Annotated in this window: 25 protein-coding genes; 11 read left to right on the forward strand and 14 right to left on the reverse strand. The window is 72.2% G+C overall.

Going from position 1 to position 20,591, the window contains the following annotated elements:
* Positions 1-13: 13 nt before the first annotated feature.
* Positions 14-1,615 (reverse strand): RecQ family ATP-dependent DNA helicase, encoded by a 1,602-nt coding sequence (locus tag ACCP09_RS23075; RefSeq protein ID WP_433750050.1) that lies wholly within the window; start codon positions 1,613-1,615, stop codon positions 14-16.
* A 50-nt stretch (positions 1,616-1,665) separates the two neighbouring features.
* On the opposite strand from ACCP09_RS23075, the gene ACCP09_RS23080 reads away from it, so the two are divergent.
* Positions 1,666-2,187, forward strand: coding sequence for an NUDIX hydrolase (locus tag ACCP09_RS23080; protein WP_433750053.1), 522 nt, complete (start codon positions 1,666-1,668; stop codon positions 2,185-2,187).
* 48 nt (positions 2,188-2,235) lie between these two features.
* Here ACCP09_RS23080 and ACCP09_RS23085 read toward each other — a convergent pair whose 3' ends face one another.
* Positions 2,236-2,562: a hypothetical protein gene (locus tag ACCP09_RS23085; protein WP_020423074.1), complete on the reverse strand. Its 327-nt coding sequence runs from the start codon at positions 2,560-2,562 to the stop codon at positions 2,236-2,238.
* Between the two features lie 421 nt (positions 2,563-2,983).
* On the opposite strand from ACCP09_RS23085, the gene ACCP09_RS23090 reads away from it, so the two are divergent.
* Complete coding sequence (locus ACCP09_RS23090) at positions 2,984-3,049, forward strand: four-helix bundle copper-binding protein (protein ID WP_433750122.1); 66 nt, start codon at positions 2,984-2,986, stop codon at positions 3,047-3,049.
* On the opposite strand, the gene ACCP09_RS23095 is transcribed toward ACCP09_RS23090, so the two are convergent.
* From ACCP09_RS23095 to ACCP09_RS23105, 3 genes are read right to left on the reverse strand one after another with little or no spacing between them, the layout of a single operon-like run.
* Positions 3,041-4,567 (reverse strand): glycoside hydrolase family 13 protein, encoded by a 1,527-nt coding sequence (locus tag ACCP09_RS23095; RefSeq protein ID WP_433750057.1) that lies wholly within the window; start codon positions 4,565-4,567, stop codon positions 3,041-3,043. The two genes, ACCP09_RS23090 and ACCP09_RS23095, sit on opposite strands and share 9 nt — an antisense overlap.
* Positions 4,564-5,004 carry a hypothetical protein gene (locus ACCP09_RS23100; protein ID WP_433750060.1) on the reverse strand — a complete coding sequence of 147 codons (441 nt, stop codon included), beginning with the start codon at positions 5,002-5,004 and terminating at the stop codon, positions 4,564-4,566. The genes ACCP09_RS23095 and ACCP09_RS23100 overlap by 4 nt, the downstream gene beginning before the upstream one ends.
* A gap of 37 nt (positions 5,005-5,041) precedes the next feature.
* A complete protein-coding gene (locus ACCP09_RS23105) occupies positions 5,042-6,247 on the reverse strand; it encodes a site-2 protease family protein (RefSeq protein WP_123685032.1) in 1,206 nt (401 codons plus the stop codon).
* Positions 6,248-6,394: 147 nt separating this feature from the next.
* On the opposite strand from ACCP09_RS23105, the gene ACCP09_RS23110 reads away from it, so the two are divergent.
* Together ACCP09_RS23110 and ACCP09_RS23115 are read left to right on the forward strand one after the other, a co-directional pair.
* Positions 6,395-6,784, forward strand: coding sequence for a hypothetical protein (locus tag ACCP09_RS23110; RefSeq protein ID WP_020423069.1), 390 nt, complete (start codon positions 6,395-6,397; stop codon positions 6,782-6,784).
* Positions 6,781-8,010, forward strand: a complete 1,230-nt coding sequence (locus tag ACCP09_RS23115; protein WP_433750064.1) for an erythromycin esterase family protein — start codon at positions 6,781-6,783, stop codon at positions 8,008-8,010. Before ACCP09_RS23110 ends, ACCP09_RS23115 begins: the two co-directional genes overlap by 4 nt.
* 363 nt (positions 8,011-8,373) lie before the next feature.
* Here the strand turns inward: ACCP09_RS23115 and ACCP09_RS23120 are convergent, their stop codons facing one another.
* The 3 genes from ACCP09_RS23120 to ACCP09_RS23130 form a co-directional block, all read right to left on the reverse strand.
* Positions 8,374-9,279 (reverse strand): PfkB family carbohydrate kinase, encoded by a 906-nt coding sequence (locus ACCP09_RS23120; protein WP_433750067.1) that lies wholly within the window; start codon positions 9,277-9,279, stop codon positions 8,374-8,376.
* Between the two features lie 90 nt (positions 9,280-9,369).
* On the reverse strand, positions 9,370-9,540 hold the full coding sequence (locus tag ACCP09_RS23125; RefSeq protein ID WP_167344627.1) for a hypothetical protein: 171 nt from the start codon (positions 9,538-9,540) through the stop codon (positions 9,370-9,372).
* A gap of 76 nt (positions 9,541-9,616) precedes the next feature.
* A complete protein-coding gene (locus ACCP09_RS23130) occupies positions 9,617-10,090 on the reverse strand; it encodes a hypothetical protein (RefSeq protein WP_433750070.1) in 474 nt (157 codons plus the stop codon).
* 48 nt (positions 10,091-10,138) lie between these two features.
* Here ACCP09_RS23130 and ACCP09_RS23135 point away from each other — a divergent pair, with 48 nt between their 5' ends.
* A complete protein-coding gene (locus ACCP09_RS23135; protein WP_433750073.1) occupies positions 10,139-10,732 on the forward strand; it encodes a TetR/AcrR family transcriptional regulator in 594 nt (197 codons plus the stop codon).
* On the opposite strand, the gene ACCP09_RS23140 is transcribed toward ACCP09_RS23135, so the two are convergent.
* Positions 10,729-11,931 carry an FAD-dependent oxidoreductase gene (locus ACCP09_RS23140; RefSeq protein WP_378366058.1) on the reverse strand — a complete coding sequence of 401 codons (1,203 nt, stop codon included), beginning with the start codon at positions 11,929-11,931 and terminating at the stop codon, positions 10,729-10,731. The genes ACCP09_RS23135 and ACCP09_RS23140 overlap by 4 nt on opposite strands.
* Positions 11,932-12,036: 105 nt before the next feature.
* On the opposite strand from ACCP09_RS23140, the gene ACCP09_RS23145 reads away from it, so the two are divergent.
* From ACCP09_RS23145 to ACCP09_RS23155, 3 genes are all read left to right on the forward strand, one after another.
* Positions 12,037-13,062, forward strand: coding sequence for a glycosyltransferase family 4 protein (locus tag ACCP09_RS23145; protein ID WP_037322946.1), 1,026 nt, complete (start codon positions 12,037-12,039; stop codon positions 13,060-13,062).
* A gap of 74 nt (positions 13,063-13,136) precedes the next feature.
* The gene (locus ACCP09_RS23150) at positions 13,137-13,622 is read left to right on the forward strand and encodes a MaoC family dehydratase (RefSeq protein ID WP_123685039.1); all 486 of its coding nucleotides are present in this window, start codon (positions 13,137-13,139) and stop codon (positions 13,620-13,622) included.
* A 60-nt stretch (positions 13,623-13,682) separates the two neighbouring features.
* Complete coding sequence (locus ACCP09_RS23155) at positions 13,683-14,144, forward strand: DUF4383 domain-containing protein (protein WP_433750078.1); 462 nt, start codon at positions 13,683-13,685, stop codon at positions 14,142-14,144.
* Here ACCP09_RS23155 and ACCP09_RS23160 read toward each other — a convergent pair.
* Positions 14,141-14,746: a maleylpyruvate isomerase family mycothiol-dependent enzyme gene (locus ACCP09_RS23160; protein ID WP_433750081.1), complete on the reverse strand. Its 606-nt coding sequence runs from the start codon at positions 14,744-14,746 to the stop codon at positions 14,141-14,143. The two genes, ACCP09_RS23155 and ACCP09_RS23160, sit on opposite strands and share 4 nt — an antisense overlap.
* A gap of 75 nt (positions 14,747-14,821) precedes the next feature.
* On the opposite strand from ACCP09_RS23160, the gene ACCP09_RS23165 reads away from it, so the two are divergent.
* Positions 14,822-15,241, forward strand: coding sequence for a MarR family winged helix-turn-helix transcriptional regulator (locus tag ACCP09_RS23165; RefSeq protein WP_027934304.1), 420 nt, complete (start codon positions 14,822-14,824; stop codon positions 15,239-15,241).
* 52 nt (positions 15,242-15,293) lie between these two features.
* Entirely contained in the window at positions 15,294-16,145 is an 852-nt protein-coding gene (locus ACCP09_RS23170) for a hypothetical protein (protein WP_433750084.1), read from the forward strand.
* Here the strand turns inward: ACCP09_RS23170 and ACCP09_RS23175 are convergent.
* The 4 genes from ACCP09_RS23175 to rfaE2 all read right to left on the reverse strand — a co-directional run bounded on the left by ACCP09_RS23175 (position 16,142) and on the right by rfaE2 (position 19,389).
* Positions 16,142-16,300 (reverse strand): hypothetical protein, encoded by a 159-nt coding sequence (locus ACCP09_RS23175; RefSeq protein WP_017984551.1) that lies wholly within the window; start codon positions 16,298-16,300, stop codon positions 16,142-16,144. The two genes, ACCP09_RS23170 and ACCP09_RS23175, sit on opposite strands and share 4 nt — an antisense overlap.
* Before the next feature lie 67 nt (positions 16,301-16,367).
* Complete coding sequence (locus tag ACCP09_RS23180; protein WP_433750087.1) at positions 16,368-17,081, reverse strand: methyltransferase domain-containing protein; 714 nt, start codon at positions 17,079-17,081, stop codon at positions 16,368-16,370.
* 5 nt (positions 17,082-17,086) lie between these two features.
* Positions 17,087-17,887 (reverse strand): glycosyltransferase family 2 protein, encoded by an 801-nt coding sequence (locus tag ACCP09_RS23185; protein WP_433750090.1) that lies wholly within the window; start codon positions 17,885-17,887, stop codon positions 17,087-17,089.
* The gene (gene rfaE2 / locus ACCP09_RS23190; RefSeq protein WP_433750093.1) at positions 17,884-19,389 is read right to left on the reverse strand and encodes a D-glycero-beta-D-manno-heptose 1-phosphate adenylyltransferase; all 1,506 of its coding nucleotides are present in this window, start codon (positions 19,387-19,389) and stop codon (positions 17,884-17,886) included. Before rfaE2 ends, ACCP09_RS23185 begins: the two co-directional genes overlap by 4 nt.
* A gap of 96 nt (positions 19,390-19,485) precedes the next feature.
* On the opposite strand from rfaE2, the gene ACCP09_RS23195 reads away from it, so the two are divergent.
* The gene (locus tag ACCP09_RS23195) at positions 19,486-20,580 is read left to right on the forward strand and encodes a glycosyltransferase family 9 protein (protein WP_433750096.1); all 1,095 of its coding nucleotides are present in this window, start codon (positions 19,486-19,488) and stop codon (positions 20,578-20,580) included.
* Positions 20,581-20,591: the final 11 nt, after the last annotated feature.

Consider the following 20,591-nt stretch of genomic DNA (forward strand, 5'->3'; position numbering starts at 1 on the left):
CGCAGCGCTGATCTCACTCCTCGGTCAGCAGGTGCTTCTCGCGGACCGCGGGCAGCGACAGCGAGCGGTAGCCTGCCTCGTCGAACAACACGGTGACCTTCTCGGCCTCCCGGCGCACGACCTGGCCGGTGCCCCACTCCGCGTGGCGCACCGACGCGCCGGGCTGGAACTCGCCGTCGGACGGGGTCAGCTCGGCCGCCGTGCCCGCGTCGCAGGTGTCGCAGAACCCGCACGGTTCGTCCAGCGTCTCGCCGAAGTAGCCGAGCAGGAACTGGCGGCGGCACGCGGACGTCTCGGCGTACTCGCGCATCACCTCGACGCGGGACCGGTCGAGCTTCTTGCGCTGCTCGGACACCTCCGCGGCGCGCTCGGTCGCCTCCTCCGGATCGGTGTCGGCGTAGCTGAACTTCCCCTGCCCGGTCTCCTCGACCAGGCCGGTCTGCTCCAGCAGGTTCAGGTTGTTCATCGTCCGGCGGTGCGACTGGTCCACCTCGCCGTCGATCTCCTGCGGGCTGGCCGGGCCGTCCTGCTCGCGCAGGGACTCGGCGAGCTCGGCGATGCCGTCGTCGTCGAAGCGCCGCGCGGTGAGGAACTTCTGCATGCCCAGGTCCTCCGGCCGGTAGAACAGCAGCGCGTCGGCGCGTTCGCCGTCCCGGCCGGCGCGGCCGATCTGCTGGTAGTACGAATCGACGGAATCCGGCACCGACGCGTGCACGACGAACCGCACGTTCGGCTTGTCGATGCCCATGCCGAACGCCGACGTGGCGACGACGACGTCCACCCGGTCGGCGAGGAAGTCCTCGTGCACGCGCTTGCGGTCGGCCGCCTTCATCCCGGCGTGGTAGGCCACCGCGCCCAGTTCCTCGGCGTAGCGCTCGCTGTCCTTGCGGGTCGCGGCGTAGACGAGGCCGGGTTTCTCCGCGTCCCGCACCCACTGCAGCACGGCGGCGCGCTTGTCCTCCTCGGTGGTGGCGCGGTGCACCGCGAGGTGGAGGTTCGGCCGGTCGAACCCGGACACCACGCGCACCGGGTCGCGCAGGCCGAGGTGCTCGACGATGTCGTCCCGCACCGGCCCGCCCGCGGTGGCGGTCAGCGCGAGCACGCGCGGGCGCCCGAGCCGCTCGATGGCGTGCCCGAGCCGGAGGTAGTCCGGGCGGAAGTCGTGGCCCCACGCGGACACGCAGTGCGCCTCGTCGACGACGAACAGGCTCGGCCGGATCTCGTCGAGCTGCTCCAGCACCTCGTCCTTGGCCAGCTGCTCCGGCGCGAGGAACAGGTATTCGGCGTCACCGCGGGTGACCGCGTCCCAGGCCTTGTCCGTGGTGCGCGCGGGCTGCGTGGAGTTGACCGCGACCGCGTCCGGGGCGTCGCTGTCCTCGATCTGCCCCACCTGGTCCCGCTGCAACGCGGTCAGCGGCGACACGACGAGCGTCGGTCCGTCCATCAGCAGCGCGGGGATCTGGTAGATCGCGGACTTGCCGGATCCGGTCGGCATGACGGCGAGGACGTCGTGCCCGTCGAGCAGCGCCGCCATCGCGGTCAGCTGGTCGTCGCGCAGCTCCGCCCAGCCGAAGGTGTCGCGTGCGGTCCGGCGGAGTTCGTCGTGTCTGGACACCGGTGGGGTGTTCCCGCATCCGTGGGGCGGAAACGTCGTAGGCTGCGGGCATGCTGGAGGGGTACACCGCACGGGACGAGACCGAGAACGCCGACGTGGCGCGGATCCGGGAGGTGCTGGCCACCGCGGCGGACCCTTTCTCGCGGCAGATTCCCTTGCACGTCACGGGATCCGCGGTGATCGTGCACCCGGAGAGCCGCCGCGTGCTGCTGCGCTGGCACCAGCGTCAGCAGGCGTGGCTGCAGGTCGGCGGGCACGGCGACCCGGGTGAGACGGACCCGTTGGTCATCGCGCTGCGGGAAGGGCGCGAGGAGACCGGGCTGACCGATCTGCGGCCGTGGCCGACCGCGGACCTGCTGCACGCGGTGGTCGTCCCGGTGCCCGCGAAAGGCACCGAGCCCGCGCACGAGCACGCGGATCTGCGGTTCGTGCTGGCGACCGGGCAGCCGGAAGCGGCGCGGCCGGAGAAGCCGGACGCGCCGCTGAAGTGGCTTCCGCTCGACGAAGCGATCGACGCCGTCTCGGAGGACAACCTGCGCGAGACGCTGCGCCGCGTTCAGGAGCGGCTCTAGGTGTGCCCCGCCGCTACCACCGCGACCGCAGGGGCGGGTGGAGCTGCTCTAGGAGCGTCCCCGGTGCGGGGTCTGGTCGGCGACGCCGTGGCGCAGCGGGGTGTTCGGCTCGGCCGCCGTCTGCTGCTTGGCGGGTGAGCCGCCGGCGTGGCCGGTCACCTCGGGGATCTTGGTGTGCTCGCCGTGCGACGGCTCGGCGCCCTCGTGGAGCTGGCGCTTGCGCACGCGCATCAGCTCCAGCACCGGCAGCCGGTTGGCGTGCTTCAGCTCATAGGACATCAGCTGGTCGAGCTGCTCCTCGTCGAGCGACCGGATGCGGTGCTGCAGCGACGCCAGTGGCAGCTCGTCGTACTCGGGCAGCGGTAGTTCGGACATGTGCCAAGGCCTACCCGGGCGGCGGCCGGGCAAACGGTTGGACGCGGCTCGGCCGGGTATGCGCCGGGGGAGAGGAGGACGTGATGACCAACGCCCTGCGCATGGTGCGGACCCACCCCGCCGACCTGGGCGGCCTCGACCCGGAGGCCATCGCCGCGTGCCTGGAGGAGTGCGTGTCCTGTGCCCAGACCTGCACGGCCTGCGCCGACGCCTGCCTGTCCGAACCGGATCCGGGCCCGATGGTGCGGTGCATCAAGCTCGACCAGGACTGCGCCGCCGTGTGCGCCGCGACCGCCCAGGTGCTGTCCCGCCGCGGTGACCCGCCGGAATCGTCTCCGAGCTGCTCGCGCTGTGCGAGAAGGCCTGCCGGGCGTGCGCCGAGGAGTGCGAGAAGCACGCCGGGCACCACGAACACTGCGCGGTGTGCGCGGAGGCCTGCCGCAGCTGTGCGGACGCCTGCCGGCAGTTGCGCCAGCACCTAGGTTGACAGCCACACGGCGGAGTCGGGGGCGAGTTCGTCCGCCGGTTCGGCGCTGGCCAGCAGGATCTTCCGGTGCGGCGGCAGCGCGACCGGTGCCGAGCCCAGGTTGACCACGCACACCACTCCCGGCTCGCGCCGGAAGGCCAGCACGTCCGGCGCACTGTCCAACCAGGACAGTTCCCCGTCCCCGAGTGCGGGGTGTTCCTTGCGGATCCGCAGCGCGTCCCGGTAGAGGCACAGCATCGAGTCCGGCTCGTCCTCCTGCGCGGCGACCGTCTTCGCGGCCCAGTGCGCGGGCTGCGGCAGCCACGGCGTGCCGGCCGAGAACCCGAACGGCGGCTCCGAGCCGGACCACGGGAGCGGCACCCGGCACCCGTCGCGACCGCGTTTGGTGTGCCCGGACCGTTCCCACGTCGGGTCCTGCAGCACCTCCTCCGGCAGGTCCTCGACCTCCTCCAGCCCCAGCTCCTCGCCCTGGTAGAGGTATGCGCCGCCGGGCAGCGCGAGCATCAGCAGCAACGCGGCCCGCGCCCGCGGCAGCCCGCCGCCGTACCGCGTGACGTGCCGTTTGACGTCGTGGTTGGACAGCACCCAGGTGGCCGGCGCGCCCACCGTGGCGAGCGCGGCGATGCTGGAGTCGATCACCGACCGCAGCTTCGCCGCGTCCCACGGGCAGCGCAGGAAGTCGAAGTTGAACGCGGTGTGCAGCTCGTCCGGCCGCACGTACCGGGCCAGCCGCCGCGGGCTGTCCACCCAGGCTTCGGCCACGAAGATCCGGTCGTCGCCGTAGTGGCGGGCGAGTTCACGCCAGGACCGGAAGATCTCGTGCACGCCGGGCCGGTCCCAGTGCGGATGGTCGCTGCGGTCCGGCGGCTCGACCAGGCCCTCGTGGTCCAGGCCGAGGTCGGGCAGCGCCGGGTCCTTGACCATGCCGTGCGCGACGTCGATGCGGAACCCGTCCACCCCGCGGTCGAGCCAGAACCGCAGGACGTCCCGGAACTCCGCGCGCACCTCCGGGTGGTCCCAGTTCAGGTCCGGTTGCGCGGGGTCGAACAGGTGCAGGTACCACTGGCCGTCGTCGACCCGGGTCCACGCGGACCCGCCGAAGACGCTGCGCCAGTCGTTGGGCTCGTCGCGGAACACGTACCGATCCCGCTCGGGCGAGCCACGCCCGGCGGCCAGCGCGGCCTGGAACCACGGGTGCCGGTCGCTGGTGTGGTTGGGCACGATGTCGACGATGATCCGCAGGCCGTGCCGGTGCGCTTCGTCGATCAGGGCTTCGGCGTCGGCGAGCGTGCCGAACACCGGGTCGATGTCGCGGTAGTCGGCCACGTCGTAGCCGCCGTCCGCCATCGGGGACGGGTACCACGGGGTGATCCACAGCGCGTCCACGCCGAGGCCGGACAGGTAGGGGAGTTTCGCGCGGAGGCCGGCCAGGTCCCCGACACCGTCGCCGGTGCCGTCCGCGAAGCTGCGGATGTAGACCTGGTAGATGACGGCGTCCCGCCACCACTGGCCGCTCACGTCTGCGGCAGGTCGTGGGCCCAGGACACCAGGTGGATCAGCGCGTCGATCTGACCGCACGGATCCGGGTCCCCGGCGATGAACTCCAGCTGCGCCGCCAGCCCAGCGCCGTCCTGGTTGAGCTCGGCGAGCACGGCGCGCAGGACGGCCCGCAGCGCCGGCTGCAGGTCGTCGATCGGCACGGCCTCGTCGGTCTCGTCGGACAGGGCGATGGTGAACAGGTCCGCGCCCTCCGGCGCCGCGCGGGCCCGCACCTCGCGGGCGATCACCGCGACCAGCTCCGCGCACAGCGGCCGGAGCAGGCCGGCGTCCGGCGCGTCGGCGCCGATCATCCTGGGCAGCACGCGGGACACGGAGTCCAGGTCGTGCCGGTCGAGGCCGTCCACGAGCTGATCGGCCAGGCGCCGCACGTCTCGCTGGGTGTTTTCGTGGCTCATCGGAAGCGAGGATTCCCCTGCTCGGAGGTGCCGAAACTCACGGCCAGCGTTGGGCGGCCGGACGGCCCAGCGGCGGGCTGGACGGGCTGCGCGCGACCGCGACGTCCGCGCCGCCGTGCCAGTCCACGCCGAGACCGCGCAACGTCACCGCGCGGCTGATGTCGGACGGCGACACGATCCCGACGAGCCGGTCGGCGTCGAACACCAGCGCCCGCCCGTCCGCGCACCCGGACATCCTCGGCAGCAACGCCAGCAGCGGCTCGTCCGGGGTGGCGCGCGGGATTTCCGTTGGCGGGCAGGCGATTTCCCCGAGCAGGGTGTTCGGGCGCTGCTCCGGCGGCACGGCCCGCATGCGGGTCAGCGTGACGAGCCCGGCGAACCGGCCGACCGGGTCGACGAGCGGGTAGGCCGAATGCTGGCGCAGCATGGCGTTGTCCCGCAGGAAGGCCGCCACGGTGGTGGCGGCGGGCGCGGTGGCCGGGCGCATGGTCATCACGTCCCGCACCCGCATCGCGGCGAGGCTGGTGCCGAGTTCGGCGTCGCGTTCCTCGGCCAGCGCCAGGTTGACGATGAACAGCCCGACCAGCAACGGCCACACGCCGAGCCCGATCGGCCCGCGGAGCAGGGTCACCACGCCGAGGGCGCACACGGCGAAGCCGAGGACGCGGGCGGCGCGGGCGCTGCCGAGCGTGGCGCGGTGCCGGTCGTGCCACGCGGCCCACAGGATCGACCGCAGCACGCGGCAACCGTCCAGCGGCGCCACCGGGATCAGGTTGAACACACCCAGCACGAGGTTCAGCACCGCGAGGTAGCCGAGCACCGCGCCGGACAGCGAATCGCCCATCGGCGACGTCATCCAGGTGGCGAAGCCGAAAATCGCCGCCAGCAGCAGACTCATCAGCGGCCCGGCGAACGCGACGCGGAACTCCACCCCGGGCGACCGCGGTTCGCCGCGCAGCCGCGTGACACCGCCGAGCAGCCACAGGGTCACCTCGCGGACCTCCAGGCCGGATCGCCGCGCGACGAGTGCGTGCGGGAGTTCGTGGGCGCACAGCGACACCACGAACAGCGCGGCGGTGATCAGGCTCGCCACGATGTAGGCGAACACCCCCTGCACCGGCGCGAGTGGCGCCCACTGGGTGAACGGCAGTGCCACGACCAGCACCCCGGCCATCGCGAAGACGCTCCAATGCAGACCCACCCGGATGCCTTCGAACCGGCCCAGCCACACGGTCGTCGCCATCGCCCACTCCCCTCTCGCGCGTAAGTCCCCGTGAACACCTACCCGCGTTGATCCTCCGTTGAACGTTTTGCCCGGCACGGTTTGGTTTCGGGGCGGAAGGGGAAAGCTGAACCAGTACGACCGGCGTCAGACAGGGGACCGGCGAAGATGGACGTGTCACGGAACAGCGAGGTGGCGGCCAGCTGCGGCGGGCTGGCGGAACAGGCCCAGCTGGCGACGCGCGGGTTGTACCACCGCGCCTCCGGGGTGGGCGGCGAAACCGGCATCGACGGCGCCGCGGAGATCTACCAGGTGCTCGGATCGCTCAAGTTGCTCTCCCAGAACGTCGCCCGCAGTCTGCCCGAACTGGGCACGTGGCTGGAACGGCAGCTGTGGCTGGGGAACCTGGATGTGCCGGGTGATCAGGGCGGGTACGAAACGCTGATCACGTCGGTCTTCGACGCCACGGCCGCGCTGGCCAGGGCGCAGGAGGTCACGGTGCGGTTGTGCCAGGAGCTCGCCACTGCGCAGGCCGCCGCCAAGGAGCTCTCGTATTGACCCCGCGCGAGGACGCCATCGGGCTGCGCCGGGTGGAGGACCTCGACCCGCTGATCGACCGCGTCGGCGACGCGCGTTTCGTCCTGCTGGGCGAGGCTTCGCACGGCACCGCCGACTTCTACCGGTGGCGGGCGGAGATCACCAAGCGGCTGATCGTGGAGCGGGGCTTCTCGTTCGTCGCCGTGGAGGGCGACTGGCCGGACTGCCACCGCGTGCACTGCTGCGTGGCGGGCGGGCGCGGTGATCCGGAGGCCGTGCTGTCCGGTTTCGACCGATGGCCGCGCTGGATGTGGGCCAACGACGACGTGGTGGAATTCGCCAGGTGGCTGACGGCGTACAACGCGGCGCGGTTCGGCGACCGTCCGGTGGGTTTCCATGGTCTGGACGTCTACAGCCTGTGGGATTCGCTGCGGGAGATCCTGGGGTACCTGCGCGAGCACCAGCCGGGCCAGGTGGAGACGGCGCTTTCCGCGATGCGCTGCTTCGAGCCGTTCGCCGAGGACCCGCGCGACTACGCGTACTCGACGCGGCTGGTGCCGGAAAACTGCGAAAGCGACGTGCTGCGGCTGCTCGCCTCGCTGCGGGAGACCGGCGATGTGCCCGGTTTGGACGCCGGTTTCGTGGCGCGGCAGAACGCCGAGGTGGTCGCCGGGGCGGAGCGCTACTACCGGACGATGGTCCGCGGGGACGTCGGATCGTGGAACGTGCGGGACGAGCACATGACCGACACGCTCTACCGGCTGCTGGAGGCGTACGGCCCGTCGGCGAAGGCCGTGGTGTGGGCGCACAACACACACGTCGGCGACGCGCGGGCGACGGACATGGCCGCGGCCGGGATGCTGAACGTGGGGCAGCTGGTGCGGGAACGCCACCCCGGCGAGTCGTTCACGGTGGGCTTCGGCACGCACCGGGGCACCGTGATGGCCGGTGCGCGGTGGGGCGCGCCGCCGGAGGACATGCCGGTGCCGCCCGCACGGGAGGACACCGTGGAGTCGCTGCTGCACTCGGCCGTCCCCGACACCGATTCGCTCTTCCTGCTCGATGAGGCCGGTGAGTGGGCCTCGCAGGTCCGCGGTCACCGTGCGATCGGCGTCGTGTACGACCCGCGGTCGGAGTGGCGCGGGAATTACGTGCCGACGATGCTTTCGCGACGGTATGACGCGTTCTTGTTCTGCGATTTCTCCAGCGCCGTGGTGCCCTTGCATGCTCCGGTGGGGGTTTCTTAGCCGGCCACCCGACGGCGACCCGGCAACGAAAAGCAACCACCCCACGAGCCAGCCCCCTCCCGCAACCGAACAATTCGAGATCGGGTTCGGGAGGGCACTTCTCATCCGGGCGTAGCGAAGCGAAGCCGACGCAGTAGATACCCGCGTAGCGGCCCTAAGGCTCCCGAGGAGCAGGCAACTCCGGCAAAGGAGTGTGCGCGCGGCAGTTGGTGCACACCAGCAGGGTCGCCAGCGGCTCGTCGGCCTCGTTGACGAGTTTGGCGATGCGCAGGGCGGAGTAACCGCATTCTTCGCACGGCACGGGTGGCGCCGCCCGGTCCGGGGCTATCAGTATCCGGGTTGCCGGTCTGGGCTGGCTGAGGGTCATGGCTGCTTCCGCGACTCGAGGATGCCGGGGGTCAGCCGGGGTCGGCCCCCGGCGTGTTCGGTTGTGCTCGCCGCTGCCTCGACCGCCGCTCGTGCGGCGGTGCGCAGGTCCTGTCCGCGCGACAACGCGCAGGTCAGGGTCGCGACCAGGGCATCTCCCGCACCGGTGGTGTCGACGACGTGCGCGTCGCCGTGCGGGAGGAACTCGTAGCCGGCCCGGCTGACGAACACGTTGCCGTGACCGGCCACCTCAAGTACTGCCAAGTCGAGCCCGTGCGCGAGCAGCATAACGCCCGCTTTGACCCCTTCGGCCACATTCTCGACGGGCTGTCCGGTGAGAATTTCCGCTTCCCTGGCGTCGGCGCGGAGGACGTCCGCGCACGCCAGCAGGTCCTTGTCCGCGGGCACACCGTCCAGCACCACCCGGGCGCCGGCTTCGCGGGCGAGCCGGGCCGCGGCCATCGACGCCCGGGCCGGTTGCTGCAATTGGACGATGACCGAGGATGCCTCCCGGAGCAGTGCGGCCGAGGAGAGCACATCGTGTTCGGCCACCTGCACGTCTTCGGGGATGTCCTCCAGGTAGCGCCACTGGCCGTGGTCGTCGACGACGTTCACGACGAGCGCCGACCGGGCGTGTTCCCGCACCACGCAGTGCGAGACGTCGATGCCGTCGGCGGCGGCGTGGGTCAACAGGTCGTGCCCGGCGCGGTCGTCGCCGACCACCGCGAGCAACGCGACCGGCACACCGAGCTGGGCGACGCCGACGGCCTGGTTCGCGCCCTTGCCGCCGAGCACCTCGTCGCGGGAGCGCACCGCGGCCGACGTCCCGGCCTCCGGGGCGTCACCCACGCACAGGACGAGGTCACGGGCGATCTGCCCGACCACGACCACCTCTGGTGTCACGGCCGGAGCAGTACCCGATACCGATTCGCACTAATCAACCCGAACGGGCGGCACCCGTTCGCGACGCGCTGACCTGCGCTTTCCCGCCCGTCAGGGGGCGACGGCGACCTCGCCGGTGAGAGCGCCTTCCAGCGGCTGCGTCGCCTGTTCGTCCTCGGGCCGCGCGTGCCGGCCGCGGGCGGCGTGCCTGGCTTCGGTGACGAGGGCCGGACCGCCCCACTTCAGGTCCGTGCCCGCGTCGTCGATGCGGTGCCTGCCCATGATTTCCCTCCCCGATCGAGCGCTGACGCCGGATTACCCCCTGGCCGTTCCGCATACACCTCCCCCTGGCGGGTGGTCAGCGGCGCCGTTTCCGCACGGTGGCGGCGAAGGTTGCGGCGGTGACGAAGCCGTAGGCGAGGTGCGGAACCACGTCGCCGGCCCAGTCGGCGAAGCTCCAGCGGCGCGGGTCAGTGATGCGCAGAACGGTCATCGGCCCGTTGGCGGCGACCAGTGCGGCGCCGGTCGCCGCGAGGCCACCGGTGAGCGTGCCCGGTCGCCAGCCCGCGCCGTGCGCCGCCCCGTAGGCGGCGCCGACCGCGGTTCCGGTGAGCAGCCCGAGCAGCCCGCCGATGCCGCTCTCCCGCGCCTTTTTCCGCTGCTCGTCGCCGGGGATGTGGACGCCGACGAGGTGCGCGACCTGCTCGACCGTCTGCTCCGGGGTCGAGCTCGCCGGCCGCCCGCGGACGGCCATGTCGGCGTAAGTCACGGCGTTCAGCGCGGTGGCCCCGGCCGCCCCGGCGGCGGCGCCCCGCAGGATCGAAGACAGCATTCCGGGCGGATACCCGGCCGCTCGGACGGCAACCTCTAGGATCGGGGCATGTCCCGGCCGACGACCTTCACCGAGCGTGCCCGCCGGGAGCAGATCATCGAGTGCACCATCGACCTGATCTCGACCAAGGGCTACCGCGGCACGTCGCTGTCCGCCATCGCCGAGGCCGCCGGGATCTCGAAGGCCGCGGTGCTGTACCACTTCTCGTCGAAGGAGAACCTCGCCCAGGCGGCGCTGGAGCAGGTGTTCGAGCAGTTCGGCGACTACGTGCGGGCCCGCGTCGACCGCCAGCCCGACACCCGGTCCGCGATCACCGCCTATGTGCGAGCCATGATCAGCTACCAGTCGGCGCACCGGCGGCATGTCCGGCTCATCACCGAGGTGCTGCTCGACGACGCGAACGGGACGAAGCTCAAGGCGCCCGGCTCGCACGACGCCGGCGGCCGCTGGCAGGGCCTGGCCGAGCTGCTGGAGGACGGCCAGCGCGCCGGGGAGCTACGCGAGTTCGACACGACGACGGTCGCCCTGGCCATCGGCGGCGCGATCGACGGTGTGGTGTCGCACTGGCTCGCGCACCCGGAACTGGACCTGGACGCGGCCGCCGACGAGGTGGAGCGGTTCGTGCTGGCGGCGATCACCTAACGCCGCGCGAAGGCCGGCGCGTGTTCCGGCCGGACGCCGATCCCGCCGAGGTAGGCCGCGACCACCGCGAGGAGCGGGAACCGCTGCACCGCGCGCAACGGGGGCGGCACGCGGGTCAGGGTGCCCTCAAGTGCCGGCTTCAGCAGCATCTCGTGCTCGCCGAGCTGGGCCCGCTGCGCCACTCGCGTCGGCCACTCACGTCGCTTTTGGACCTTCGCCAGATCCTGTGTGGACACCCGGCCCGCGGACAGCGGGCCGGCGAGGATCCGGGCGGCCGCCACGGCGTCCTGCACCGCCAGGTTCACGCCCACCCCGCCGACCGGTGACATGGTGTGCGCGGCGTCGCCGAGGCACAGCAGACCGTCCACGTGCCACTGCGGCAGCCGGCCCATCGAGGTTTCCAGCAGCTTGACCTCGTCCCACGACCGGATCTCGTCCAGCACCGCACCGTCCCAGCCGAACAGTTCCGCGAGCCGCCCGCGGAACCAGTCGAGACCGCGGGCGCGCAGCCGGGCGTCCTCGCCCTTCGGGATGAGGTACGAGGTCTGGTGGTAGTCGCCGCGGTCCATCGTCACCGCGACCTGCCCGTTGCCGAACACACCGAACACCCGGCCGTCGCGTTCGTCGTGCGGGGGCGCGGGAATCCGCACCTGCCACACGTCCATCGGCAGCGGGAACTCGTCGGGACGCAACCCGGCGGCCTGCCGCACCACCGAATCCCGCCCGTCGCAGGCGACCACCAGGTCCGCGGACAGCTCACCATCGCCGTCGGAGTCCCGGTAGGTCACCCCGGTCACGCGGCCGTCCGTCCTGCGCAGACCGGTCACCTCGGTGCCCATCCGCAGGTCCAGCGGCTCGGCGGCGGCCAGCAGGTCGAGGAAGTCCCACTGCGGGACCATCCTGATGTGCTTGTGCCGTCCGGGCAGGCGGCCGAAGTTGGCCGCCACCACGGTTTCCCCGGCCACCCGCATCCGCATCTCGGTCAGCTCGGGGCCCGGCAGCTCGGCGAACTTCCGGCCCAGGCCCAGCTCGTCCAGAAGGCGCAGAGTGGACGGATGAACGGTGTCCCCGCGGAAGTCGCGCAGGAAATCCCGGTGCTTCTCCAGCACGGCCACCTTGACTCCGGCCCTGGCCAGCAGGACGCTGAGCATCACCCCGGCCGGGCCCCCGCCAACAACGCAGCACGTCACGTGTTCCATGCGGACGATGCTAACCGATCGGTCAGGGGTCTGACCGACCGGTTAGGTGTTGGGTGATCGCGGAACGGGTAGCTGTGTCCGGTATGCCGACTACGTGAGGTGGCGATGGAACGCCTGAACGTGGCGCTGGTGGTGGACAACGAGGCGTTCGGCGGCGCGGAGGTCTACGTCCGGCGGCTGCTGCGGTGCCTGCCGTCGTGGGTCGCGCCGAGCCTCGTCGTGGGCGAGCCGCTCGCCGGTGCGTTCCCGGAGCGCGTGCCGAAGCAGATCGTGGCGACGGCGGTGCGGAGCGTGTGGGCCCCGCAGGTCGAGAACGCGCTGCGAGCGCTTTCGCCGGACGTCGTGCACGTCAACCTGGCCGACGCCGGGTCGAACCTGGCCGCCGTGCAGGCCGCGGAGTCGGTGGCGCCGACCGTGGCGACGCTGCACCGGGTCGGCGGTGCGCCGCAGTCGAGCGCGGTGTGGGACTGCTACCGGCGGCTGGCCGGGGCGCTGGCGCCGTCGCGGATCGTCGAGGCGAGGCTGCGGGACCTGGGCACGCCGGCGGAGCGGGTGACCCGTATCCGGCCTGGTGTGGACATCCCGGCCGAGCCGGTCGAGCCGTCGGACCGGACCCCGGTCGTGATCGGCGCGATCGGCGGGGCGACCGGCCTGGACCTGCTGACCGCCGTGGCCACGCTGCGGCGGCGGGGGCGCGCGGTGCGGGTGCTGGTCGCCGGGGACGGGCGGGACCTGGCGGAGCGGGCGCGCGGTCTGCCGGTGCGGTTCCTCGGGCGTTTGCGGGACGTGAGCGCTTTCCTGCGCGGGCTGGACGTGTTCTGCCTGCCCTCCCGGCGGGACACGTTGTCGCTGGCGGTGCTGGAGGCGATGGCGCACGGGGTGCCGTGCGTGACGACCGCGGTCGGGGAGGTGGTGGACGAACTGGCCGGCGCGGCGATGATCGTCCCGCCCGGCGACGGGCCGGCACTGGCCGCGGCGCTGGACCGGGTGAGCACGGACGTCGCGCTGCGCCGCAAACTCGCCCACGCCGCCCGCGAAAAGGCCGAGCAGGATTTCGACGTGCGACGCATGGCCTCGGAAACGGCGGACGCCCTGGCCGCGGCGCACAACCTGAGCAGTTCGGCACGCTGACCGCCGCGCCGGCGCCGGGGGCGGGCGCGTTCTGCGTCACTGGTCGGGCGGGGCAGGCGTGCGATGCTGGCGCCATGACGATGACCCTCAGCGAGGCGGACTTCGCCGCGCCGATCGACCAGCGCTTCTTCGAGGACTACGAGCCCGGCGCGGTCTACGAGTACGGGCACCTCTCGGTCACCGAGAAGGAGATCCTGGATTTCGCCGCCCAGTTCGACCCGCAGCCGATCCACACCCAGCCGGAGTGGGCGACCACCGGCCCGTTCGGCGGGCTCATCGCCAGCGGCTGGCACACGACCGGCCTCATGATGCGCCTGTTCGCCGACCACTACCTCTCCCGCAACGCCAGCCTCGCGTCACCGGGCGTGGACGAGCTGCGCTGGCCCGCGCCGGTCCGGCCGGGTGACTCGCTGCGGCTGCGTGCCACGGTCGTGTCCGCGCGGGCGTCCCGCTCCAAGCCGGACCGCGGCCTCGTCCACACCCGTGGCGAGCTGCTCAACCAGGACGACCAGGTCGTGCTGAGCCTCGTCGCCATGAATCTCGTCGGCCGCCGTCCCTGAACGGGTTTCGCCACGTTCGGTGGGGCTATCCGGGGGGCAATTCGTCCCAAAGGAGTAGTCATGACCGGGCGTTCCGCAACCGCGACCAGGGTCCGCAGGCCCGTGCAGACCGCGGCCACCACCGTCGCCGCCGTGTTCCTGCTCGTCGGGATCCTCGGGTTCATCCCGGGGATCACCTCGAACTACGGCGACCTCACCTTCGCCGGCCACCACTCCGGCGCGATGCTGCTCGGGGTCTTCGCGGTGTCCATCCTGCACAACGTCGTGCACCTGCTGTTCGGCATCGTGGGGCTCGCGCTGGCCCGCACCCCGGGCGGCGCCCGCGGGTTCCTCGTGCTGGGTGGCTTCGTCTACCTGCTGCTGTGGGTCTACGGACTGGTCATCGACCAGGACAGCGGCGCCAACTTCGTGCCGCTGAACAACGCCGACAACTGGCTCCACCTGGGCCTCGGCGTCGGCATGATCGCGCTGGGCTGGGGTCTCACCGGCGTCGAGCGCGCCCGCGAGAACCGCGCGGCCTAGATCCCGGTCAGCTGCGGGATGGTCGCGGTGCGGCCGGCCAGCAGCATGACCAGGGCCTGGATCGGGCCGCGGACCTCCGTGCCCTCGCCTGCGCGCCAGTCGGCGTCCGTCGCGATCAGACGGTGACCGGCCAGGCGTTTGCGGGCGTGGAACGGGAAACCGATCTCCCACAGGTGGTCCGCGGACGCGACCGCCGCCTCGGCAGGCATCGACAGCTGCCTGCCGAGCGGCATCGCGATGTCCTGCGCGTGGACGTGCACGTCCATCAACGCGTTGTCGAGACTCTGCCGCGGCGCGAGACGGCGCACGCCGACCGCCGTGCGCAGCAGTTCCACCACCTCCGGCGGTGAGCGCCGGGCCGACTCCCGCTTGGTCAGGTCGTAGACCATGCGGTTGAAGTTCCCGCGCGCCCGCAGCGCCGCCTTGAGGACAGTCCCGAACCCGACGTGCGGCGCCAGCGCGACGTGCGTCGCGACGTCGTGGACCGTCCACCCGTCGCACAGCGACGGGTACGTCCGCTCGACGTCGGTGAGGGTCTCGTAGAGGTCGGCGATCCGCGTGCGTTCCGCGTCGATCGCCAGCCACTTGTCGTTCTGTTCCATGGGAACCTCGCCCGAAAGTGGTAAGATGTTCTGACTAGTTTAGGCAAGTCCTCTGACTATCGTCAAGGAGCGGGCGTGAACACCGGACTGCTGCTCTACATCCCATACCGGCACCTGGAGAACCGGGTGATGGACGCGATCCGCGCCGCCGGGTTCGAGGTGACGCTCGCGCAGGCGCGGTTGCTGCAGCGGATCAACCCGGGCGGCAGCAGGCTGACCGAACTGGCCGAGGCGGCGCAGGTCACGAAGCAGACCGCCGGGTTCCTGGTCGACCAGCTGGAGAAGGCCGGCTACGTGCAGCGGGCGCCGGACCCGCGGGACGGCCGCGCGCGCCTGATCCACGCCACGGACAAGGCTCGCGAGGCGGCGCCCGTCGCGGAGGCCGAGATCGCCCGCATCGAGGCCGAGTGGGAGCAGCACGTGGGCAAGCGCCGGATGACGCAGCTGCGGGAGACGTTGGAGAAGCTCTGTGAGATCACCGATCCCTACCGCTGAGGCGGCGCTGCCAAGAAGAACGCGGCGGCTCCAGCCGACCCGCATCGTGCCGGTGCGGTTCACGCCCACCGCGCCATCCACGGCCGCGGTCTACCGCGTCACCGGGCCACGGCCGGCGTTCGTCAAGATCCTCCAGGCCCCATGGCATTCCGCGGTGTTCGCGACCATCCCCGCCGGCCTCCGGGAACGGTTCGCGCGCGAGTTCCCCTGGCGTGGCGAAGCGGACTTCCTCCGGTCCGGCTTCGAGCTGCCGCCCGGCCTGCGCACACCCTCCGTCCTCCGCATCGACGAGCTGGGTGACGACCGCGTGGCGATGTGGCTGGAGGACGTCCGGTGCGCGGACCTCGCCTGGGACCCGCCCCGGTTCGAGCGCGCCGCGTACCTGCTCGGCCGCTGGGCCGGGCGGCGGCTCGGCGGCGCGCCCGGGCCTGCCCTCCGGATCCTCGCCGAAGGCAGGCTCGACCTGGACGCCTTCACCCGGCTCACCAGCGACGACCAGCGCGCGCTCGCGCGACGGGTGCCGGACCTGCTCGACCGTCTCGACGCCCTGCCGCAGGCCACCGGGCACCACGACGCCTGCCCGCAGAACCTCCTGGTGCCGCGCGACGAACCGGACACGTTCGTGGTGATCGACGTCGGCTGGCAGTGCCCGCTCCCGGTCGGCTCCGACCTGGGCCAGCTCCTCGTCGGGCCGGCCGACGAGGGCTCGCTGCCGGTCGCCGCCCTGCCCGCGTTGCGCGAACTGGTCCTCGACGCCTACCAGGACGGCCTCCGCGCCGAAGGCCATGCCATCAACAGGGCGGAGATCGCCTTCGGCTGCGACGCGTCACTGGCGATCCGCAGCGCGTTCCACACGCCACCGGAGCTGTCCGCGTACCTGACGCGGCTCGGCCTCGCGGCTTAGGACTGCGCGTCGGCGGCGGGCGGCTCGGTCTCGTCGTGCTGCCAGAGCGCCGACCACACCAGGCCGCGGTTCTCGGTGCCGCCGGTCCGGGTCGTGCTCTCGGGCTGCTCCGGCCACAGGTTGATGGCGCCGGCCGGAATCCGGTGGGTCGTCATGCGATTCACGGTATGCATCCCGTGTTTCACCCCCGTTGCCGGGACCGCGCAGGTGCGAGTCAGGTCACTAGTCGAAGAACCGGGCGAGGTGCGCCGCGCCCGGCGCCTCCGCGGAACCGTCCTTGACCGGCCGCAACTCGGCGAAGATGCTGGCCCCGTCGCAGCCCGCGTGCAGCGGGAACCAGGTGCGCGACGAGCCCGGCCTGCGGCAGATGCCCTTGATCGTCTGCACGTCCAGCATCCGCACGTGCGTCGGGTCGGCCACCGCGTTCACATAACGCCACCACGGTGACAACACGTACGCGATGCCGTCCGGGCGCAGCACCCGGTGCACCTCGTGCACCAGCGGCAGGAAATCGATCAGGTGCTCCAGGATGTGCACCAGGAACACCCGGTCCGCGCACGAGTCCGCGAACGGCAGCGGACCGGACAGATCGGCGACCACGTCCACCTCGCCGGTGGCCATCAGGTCCACGCCGAAGTTGCCCGGGTACTGCTTCTGGCCGCCGCAGCCGAGGTCGAGGATCAGCGGGTCCCGCCCGCCGACCCGCACGCGGTCCCACACGCCGAACACCCCGTCCAGACGCCCGATCAGCTCACGCGCGGTGTCCAGGTGCGCGCGCTCGCCGACCTCGCCGGTCAGGTGCGCGACGCCGCGGTCGAAGCGGACCTCCAGGTCGAGTCCGCGCAACCGCTCGTCGTATTTGAACAACTCCTCCGCCGCCCGGTCCAGGAACTCGTCCCGGAGCCGGAGGCGCTGCTGGGAAACGGGCTCGGTCATGATCCTCACGGGCAAACGACGTCGTAGGCTTCGGTGTCCCGGTTCACCACCGTGGTCGGGGATTCCAGGTGCACGGCCCCGGTGGGCAGGATGCCCGCCGCGCCGTACTTGGCGGCGACCTTCATCTGCGCCAGCACGTCCTCGCCGCAGTGCTCCGGCGGCAGGTCCTGCCAGAACTCGAACCCGCCCACGTTGACCAGGGCCTCGCGGTCGAACATCACGCAACCGCCGACCCAGGCGACCTTGTAGGCGGTCCACTTCGGACGGTGCCGGACCCGCTCCGACAGGTGCGTCGGGTTGGCCGCGTTGTGCAGGGTCCAACGCCGCCACTCGCGGGTGCCGGGCGTGATCTGCTCCGGCTCCGGCCTGCCGTCCCACTCCTCGTACGGCTCCAGCTCGTGCGGCCGCCGGTCGTCCAAGTAGGACAGTCCGGTGACGGCGTTGCCGACCAACCCGCAGCCCAGCTCGGTGATCGCCGAGTGCAGGCGGGTGATCGCGCCGGGTTCGAGCCACACGTCGTCGTCGAGGAACAGCACGTAGTCCGCTTTGGACTGGTCCAGCAGGTGGTTGCGCTGCTGCGCCAGACCGCGCCGGGGCAGGTTCCGGCTCAGGTCGACCGGGTGGCCCTGGTGCCGCAGCACCCGCACCATCGCCTCGGCCGCCGGGGAGTCGTAGGAGGCGTTCCCGTCGGACTGGTCGGCCACGTGCACGGCGAAGTCCGGGAAGTCCTGCGCGGCCAGGCCGGACAGCGTGACGGCGAGCTCGGCGGGCCGGTTGCGCGTGGGGATGAGGACGTCGACCCTCACGCGCCCTCCCCGACCGGCGCGGAGGTGCGGATCTTCTCGATCACCGAGGTCGTCGAGTGGTCGGCGACGTACCCGAGCACGCGGACCTCGCCACCGTAGGACCGCACGGTCGGCGCCTCCGGCAGCATGTTCTCGGTGTAGTCGCCGCCCTTGACGTAGAGCTGCGGCTCCAGCAGCTTGAGCAGCTCGATGGGAGTGTCCTCTTCGAACACGGCCACGTGGTCCACGCAGCTGAGCGCGGACAGCACGGCGGCGCGATCCTGCGCGGTGTTCACCGGACGGTCCGGCCCCTTGAGCCGGCGCACGCTCTCGTCGGAGTTGACCGCGACGATCAGCACGTCGCCCAGCCGCTTGGCCTCGTTCAGGTAGGTGATGTGCCCGCGGTGCAGCACGTCGAAGCAGCCGTTGGTGAACACCACCCGGCGCCCGGCCTCGCGGTGCGCGGCGACGGCGCGGGCGAGTTCCCCGGCCGGCACCGCGGCCTCGCGTTCCCGGCTCAGCGCCAGGGACAGCTGAGCCTGGCTGCAGATCGCAGTGCCGTCCTGGTGCACCACGACGTTCGCCGCCGTCTGCGCCAGCTCCATGCAGCTCGTGGTCGGCAGGCCCGCGGCCCGCGCCAGCACGAGCGCCGCCGCGAACGTGTCGCCCGCGCCGCTGGCCTGGCTCTCCGGTGCGGGATCGGCCCACGTGCGGTAGCCGCGGCCCTCGCCGGTGAGCAGCATCGCGCCGTGCCGGTCCATGGTCACGACCGCGGCCGCGGCGCCGGTCTTGTCGAGCAGCGTCCGCCGCTCGTCCTCGAACAGGCGCGCGCGTTCTTCGCCGGGCTCCGGCAGGTCGGCGCCGAGCAGGTTCGCGGCCTCCGCGGCGTTCGGGGTGACGAGGTCGGGCCGGGCCTGCCGCCAGTGCTCGAAGTCGTGCGCGTCGACGACCAGCAGCGGGATGTCCGCCCGCAGCCGCGCCACCGCGTCCCGCAGCGGCTTGCCGAGCAGGCCGTTGCCGTAGTCGCACACCATCAGCGCATCCGCGCCGGCCAGCGCGTTCTCCAGCGCCTTGGTGAGGCGGTTCGTCTGCACCGCGGGCAGATCGTCGCGGTCGCCCTCGTCGAACCGCAGCAACACCTGGTCGTCGGCGACCACGCGCTGCTTGCTGATGCTGCGCCGCGTCGGCGCGGTGAGCAGGTTCTCGGTGTCGACGCCGTGGGAGTCCAGCAGCGCGGCCAGTTCCCGGCCGGGTTCGTCGTCGCCGACGACGCTGACGAACCGGGCCCGGGCGCCCAGCGCGGCGAGGTTCGCCGCGGTGTTCGCCGCCCCGCCGGGCGACAGGGCGCGCGCGCCCACGTCGACGACCGGCGCCGGGGCCTCGCGGCAGATGCGCTCGCAGTGGCCGGACAGCCACACGTCGAGGATCGCGTCGCCGAGCACCACGACCGTGGGCGCGGTCTCCGACAGCAGCCGGACGAGGTCCGGCGTGATGGCGGCCACGTCCTTGGTCTCGCCTGCCATGTCCACCTCCACTCCTTCTCCTGCTCCACCAGTAGCCGGATCTTGCGGTACGAAACATTTCCGTTTGCTGCCTGCGGAAACGGGCACCTTGAGCGCGTGGTGAATTCCGACGCAGGGCCCGCGGTCGGCCCGATCGAAGCGAAGTGGCCGGACGTGCGCAGGATCGCCGTGCTGCGCGGTGGCGGTCTGGGGGATCTGCTGTTCGCGGTGCCGGCGATGGCCGCGCTGCGGGCGGCCTACCCGGACGCCGAGATCGTGCTGCTGGGCACGGAACTGCACCGTGAGCTGCTCGCCGGACGCCCGTCGCCGGTGACCGAGGTGCGGCCGCTGCCGCCGTACGAGAACGTGCACGAGCCCGCCGGGAAGCCGTTCGACGCGGCGGAGCAGCAGGCCTGGTTCGACGCGCTGAAGCCGGTGGACCTGGCCGTGCAGTTGCACGGCGGCGGGCGCAACTCCAACCCTTTTCTGCGCAGGCTGGAACCGCGGTACCTGGTCGGCGCGCGGACGCCGGACGCGGCGGAGGCCGACCGGTGGCTGCCGTTCCGGTACTACCAGCACGAGGTGTTGCGCGCGCTGGAGGTCGCCGGGCTGGCCGGGGCGCGGCCGGTGGAGCTGGAACCGTCCATCGCGGTGACCGACGCCGATCGCGCGGCGGCGGACGAGGTGCTGGAGGGACTGCCGGAGCCGCTGGTCGTGGTGCACCCCGGCGCCGGTGACCGGCGCCGCCGGTGGCCCGCGGAGCGGTTCGCCGAGATCGCGGCCAAGCTCGCGGCAGGCGGGCGCGGTGTGGTGGTGATCGGGGCGCCGGACGAACGTGAACTGGTCGAGCGGGTGGCCGGCCTGGCCGGCCCGCCGGTGCGCGGGCTGACGTCGCTCAGCATGTCCGCGCTGGTGGGTGTGCTGGACCGGTGCTCGGCGTTCGCAGGCAACGACAGCGGCCCGCGGCACCTGGCGGCGGCGGTCGGCGCGCCGACGGTCAGCGTGTACTGGATGGGCAACGTGGTGAACGCGGGGCCGCTCAGCCGGTCGCGGCACCGGTTGCTGATCTCGTGGACGGCGAACTGCCCGGTGTGCGGCGTCGACTGCACGCGCGAGGACCTGCCCCGTTGCGAGCACGACGACTCCTTCGTGGCGACGGTCCCGGTCGAAGACGTGCTGGGTGAGCTGGAGGAGCTGCTGGCCGGCCGGTGAGCCGGGGGTCC

The sequence above is a fragment of the Amycolatopsis sp. 3B14 genome (genome assembly GCF_050958625.1).
Taxonomy (GTDB): domain Bacteria; phylum Actinomycetota; class Actinomycetes; order Mycobacteriales; family Pseudonocardiaceae; genus Amycolatopsis_E; species Amycolatopsis_E thermoflava.

Bases quoted from the DNA above. Each gene is read 5' to 3' on its own strand.
- ACCP09_RS23110 (WP_020423069.1), top strand. From the start codon at position 6,395: ATGGACGTGTCACGGAACAGCGAGGTGGCGGCCAGCTGCGGCGGGCTG.
- ACCP09_RS23135 (WP_433750073.1), top strand. From the start codon at position 10,139: ATGTCCCGGCCGACGACCTTCACCGAGCGTGCCCGCCGGGAGCAGATC.
- ACCP09_RS23105 (WP_123685032.1), bottom strand. From the start codon at position 6,247: ATGGCGACGACCGTGTGGCTGGGCCGGTTCGAAGGCATCCGGGTGGGT.
- rfaE2 (WP_433750093.1), bottom strand. From the start codon at position 19,389: ATGGCAGGCGAGACCAAGGACGTGGCCGCCATCACGCCGGACCTCGTC.
- ACCP09_RS23155 (WP_433750078.1), top strand. From the start codon at position 13,683: ATGACCGGGCGTTCCGCAACCGCGACCAGGGTCCGCAGGCCCGTGCAG.
- ACCP09_RS23145 (WP_037322946.1), top strand. From the start codon at position 12,037: ATGGAACGCCTGAACGTGGCGCTGGTGGTGGACAACGAGGCGTTCGGC.
- ACCP09_RS23100 (WP_433750060.1), bottom strand. From the start codon at position 5,004: ATGAGCCACGAAAACACCCAGCGAGACGTGCGGCGCCTGGCCGATCAG.
- ACCP09_RS23175 (WP_017984551.1), bottom strand. From the start codon at position 16,300: ATGACGACCCACCGGATTCCGGCCGGCGCCATCAACCTGTGGCCGGAG.
- ACCP09_RS23130 (WP_433750070.1), bottom strand. From the start codon at position 10,090: ATGCTGTCTTCGATCCTGCGGGGCGCCGCCGCCGGGGCGGCCGGGGCC.
- ACCP09_RS23080 (WP_433750053.1), top strand. From the start codon at position 1,666: ATGCTGGAGGGGTACACCGCACGGGACGAGACCGAGAACGCCGACGTG.
- ACCP09_RS23085 (WP_020423074.1), bottom strand. From the start codon at position 2,562: ATGTCCGAACTACCGCTGCCCGAGTACGACGAGCTGCCACTGGCGTCG.
- ACCP09_RS23140 (WP_378366058.1), bottom strand. From the start codon at position 11,931: ATGGAACACGTGACGTGCTGCGTTGTTGGCGGGGGCCCGGCCGGGGTG.
- ACCP09_RS23160 (WP_433750081.1), bottom strand. From the start codon at position 14,746: ATGGAACAGAACGACAAGTGGCTGGCGATCGACGCGGAACGCACGCGG.
- ACCP09_RS23125 (WP_167344627.1), bottom strand. From the start codon at position 9,540: ATGGGCAGGCACCGCATCGACGACGCGGGCACGGACCTGAAGTGGGGC.
- ACCP09_RS23150 (WP_123685039.1), top strand. From the start codon at position 13,137: ATGACGATGACCCTCAGCGAGGCGGACTTCGCCGCGCCGATCGACCAG.
- ACCP09_RS23180 (WP_433750087.1), bottom strand. From the start codon at position 17,081: ATGACCGAGCCCGTTTCCCAGCAGCGCCTCCGGCTCCGGGACGAGTTC.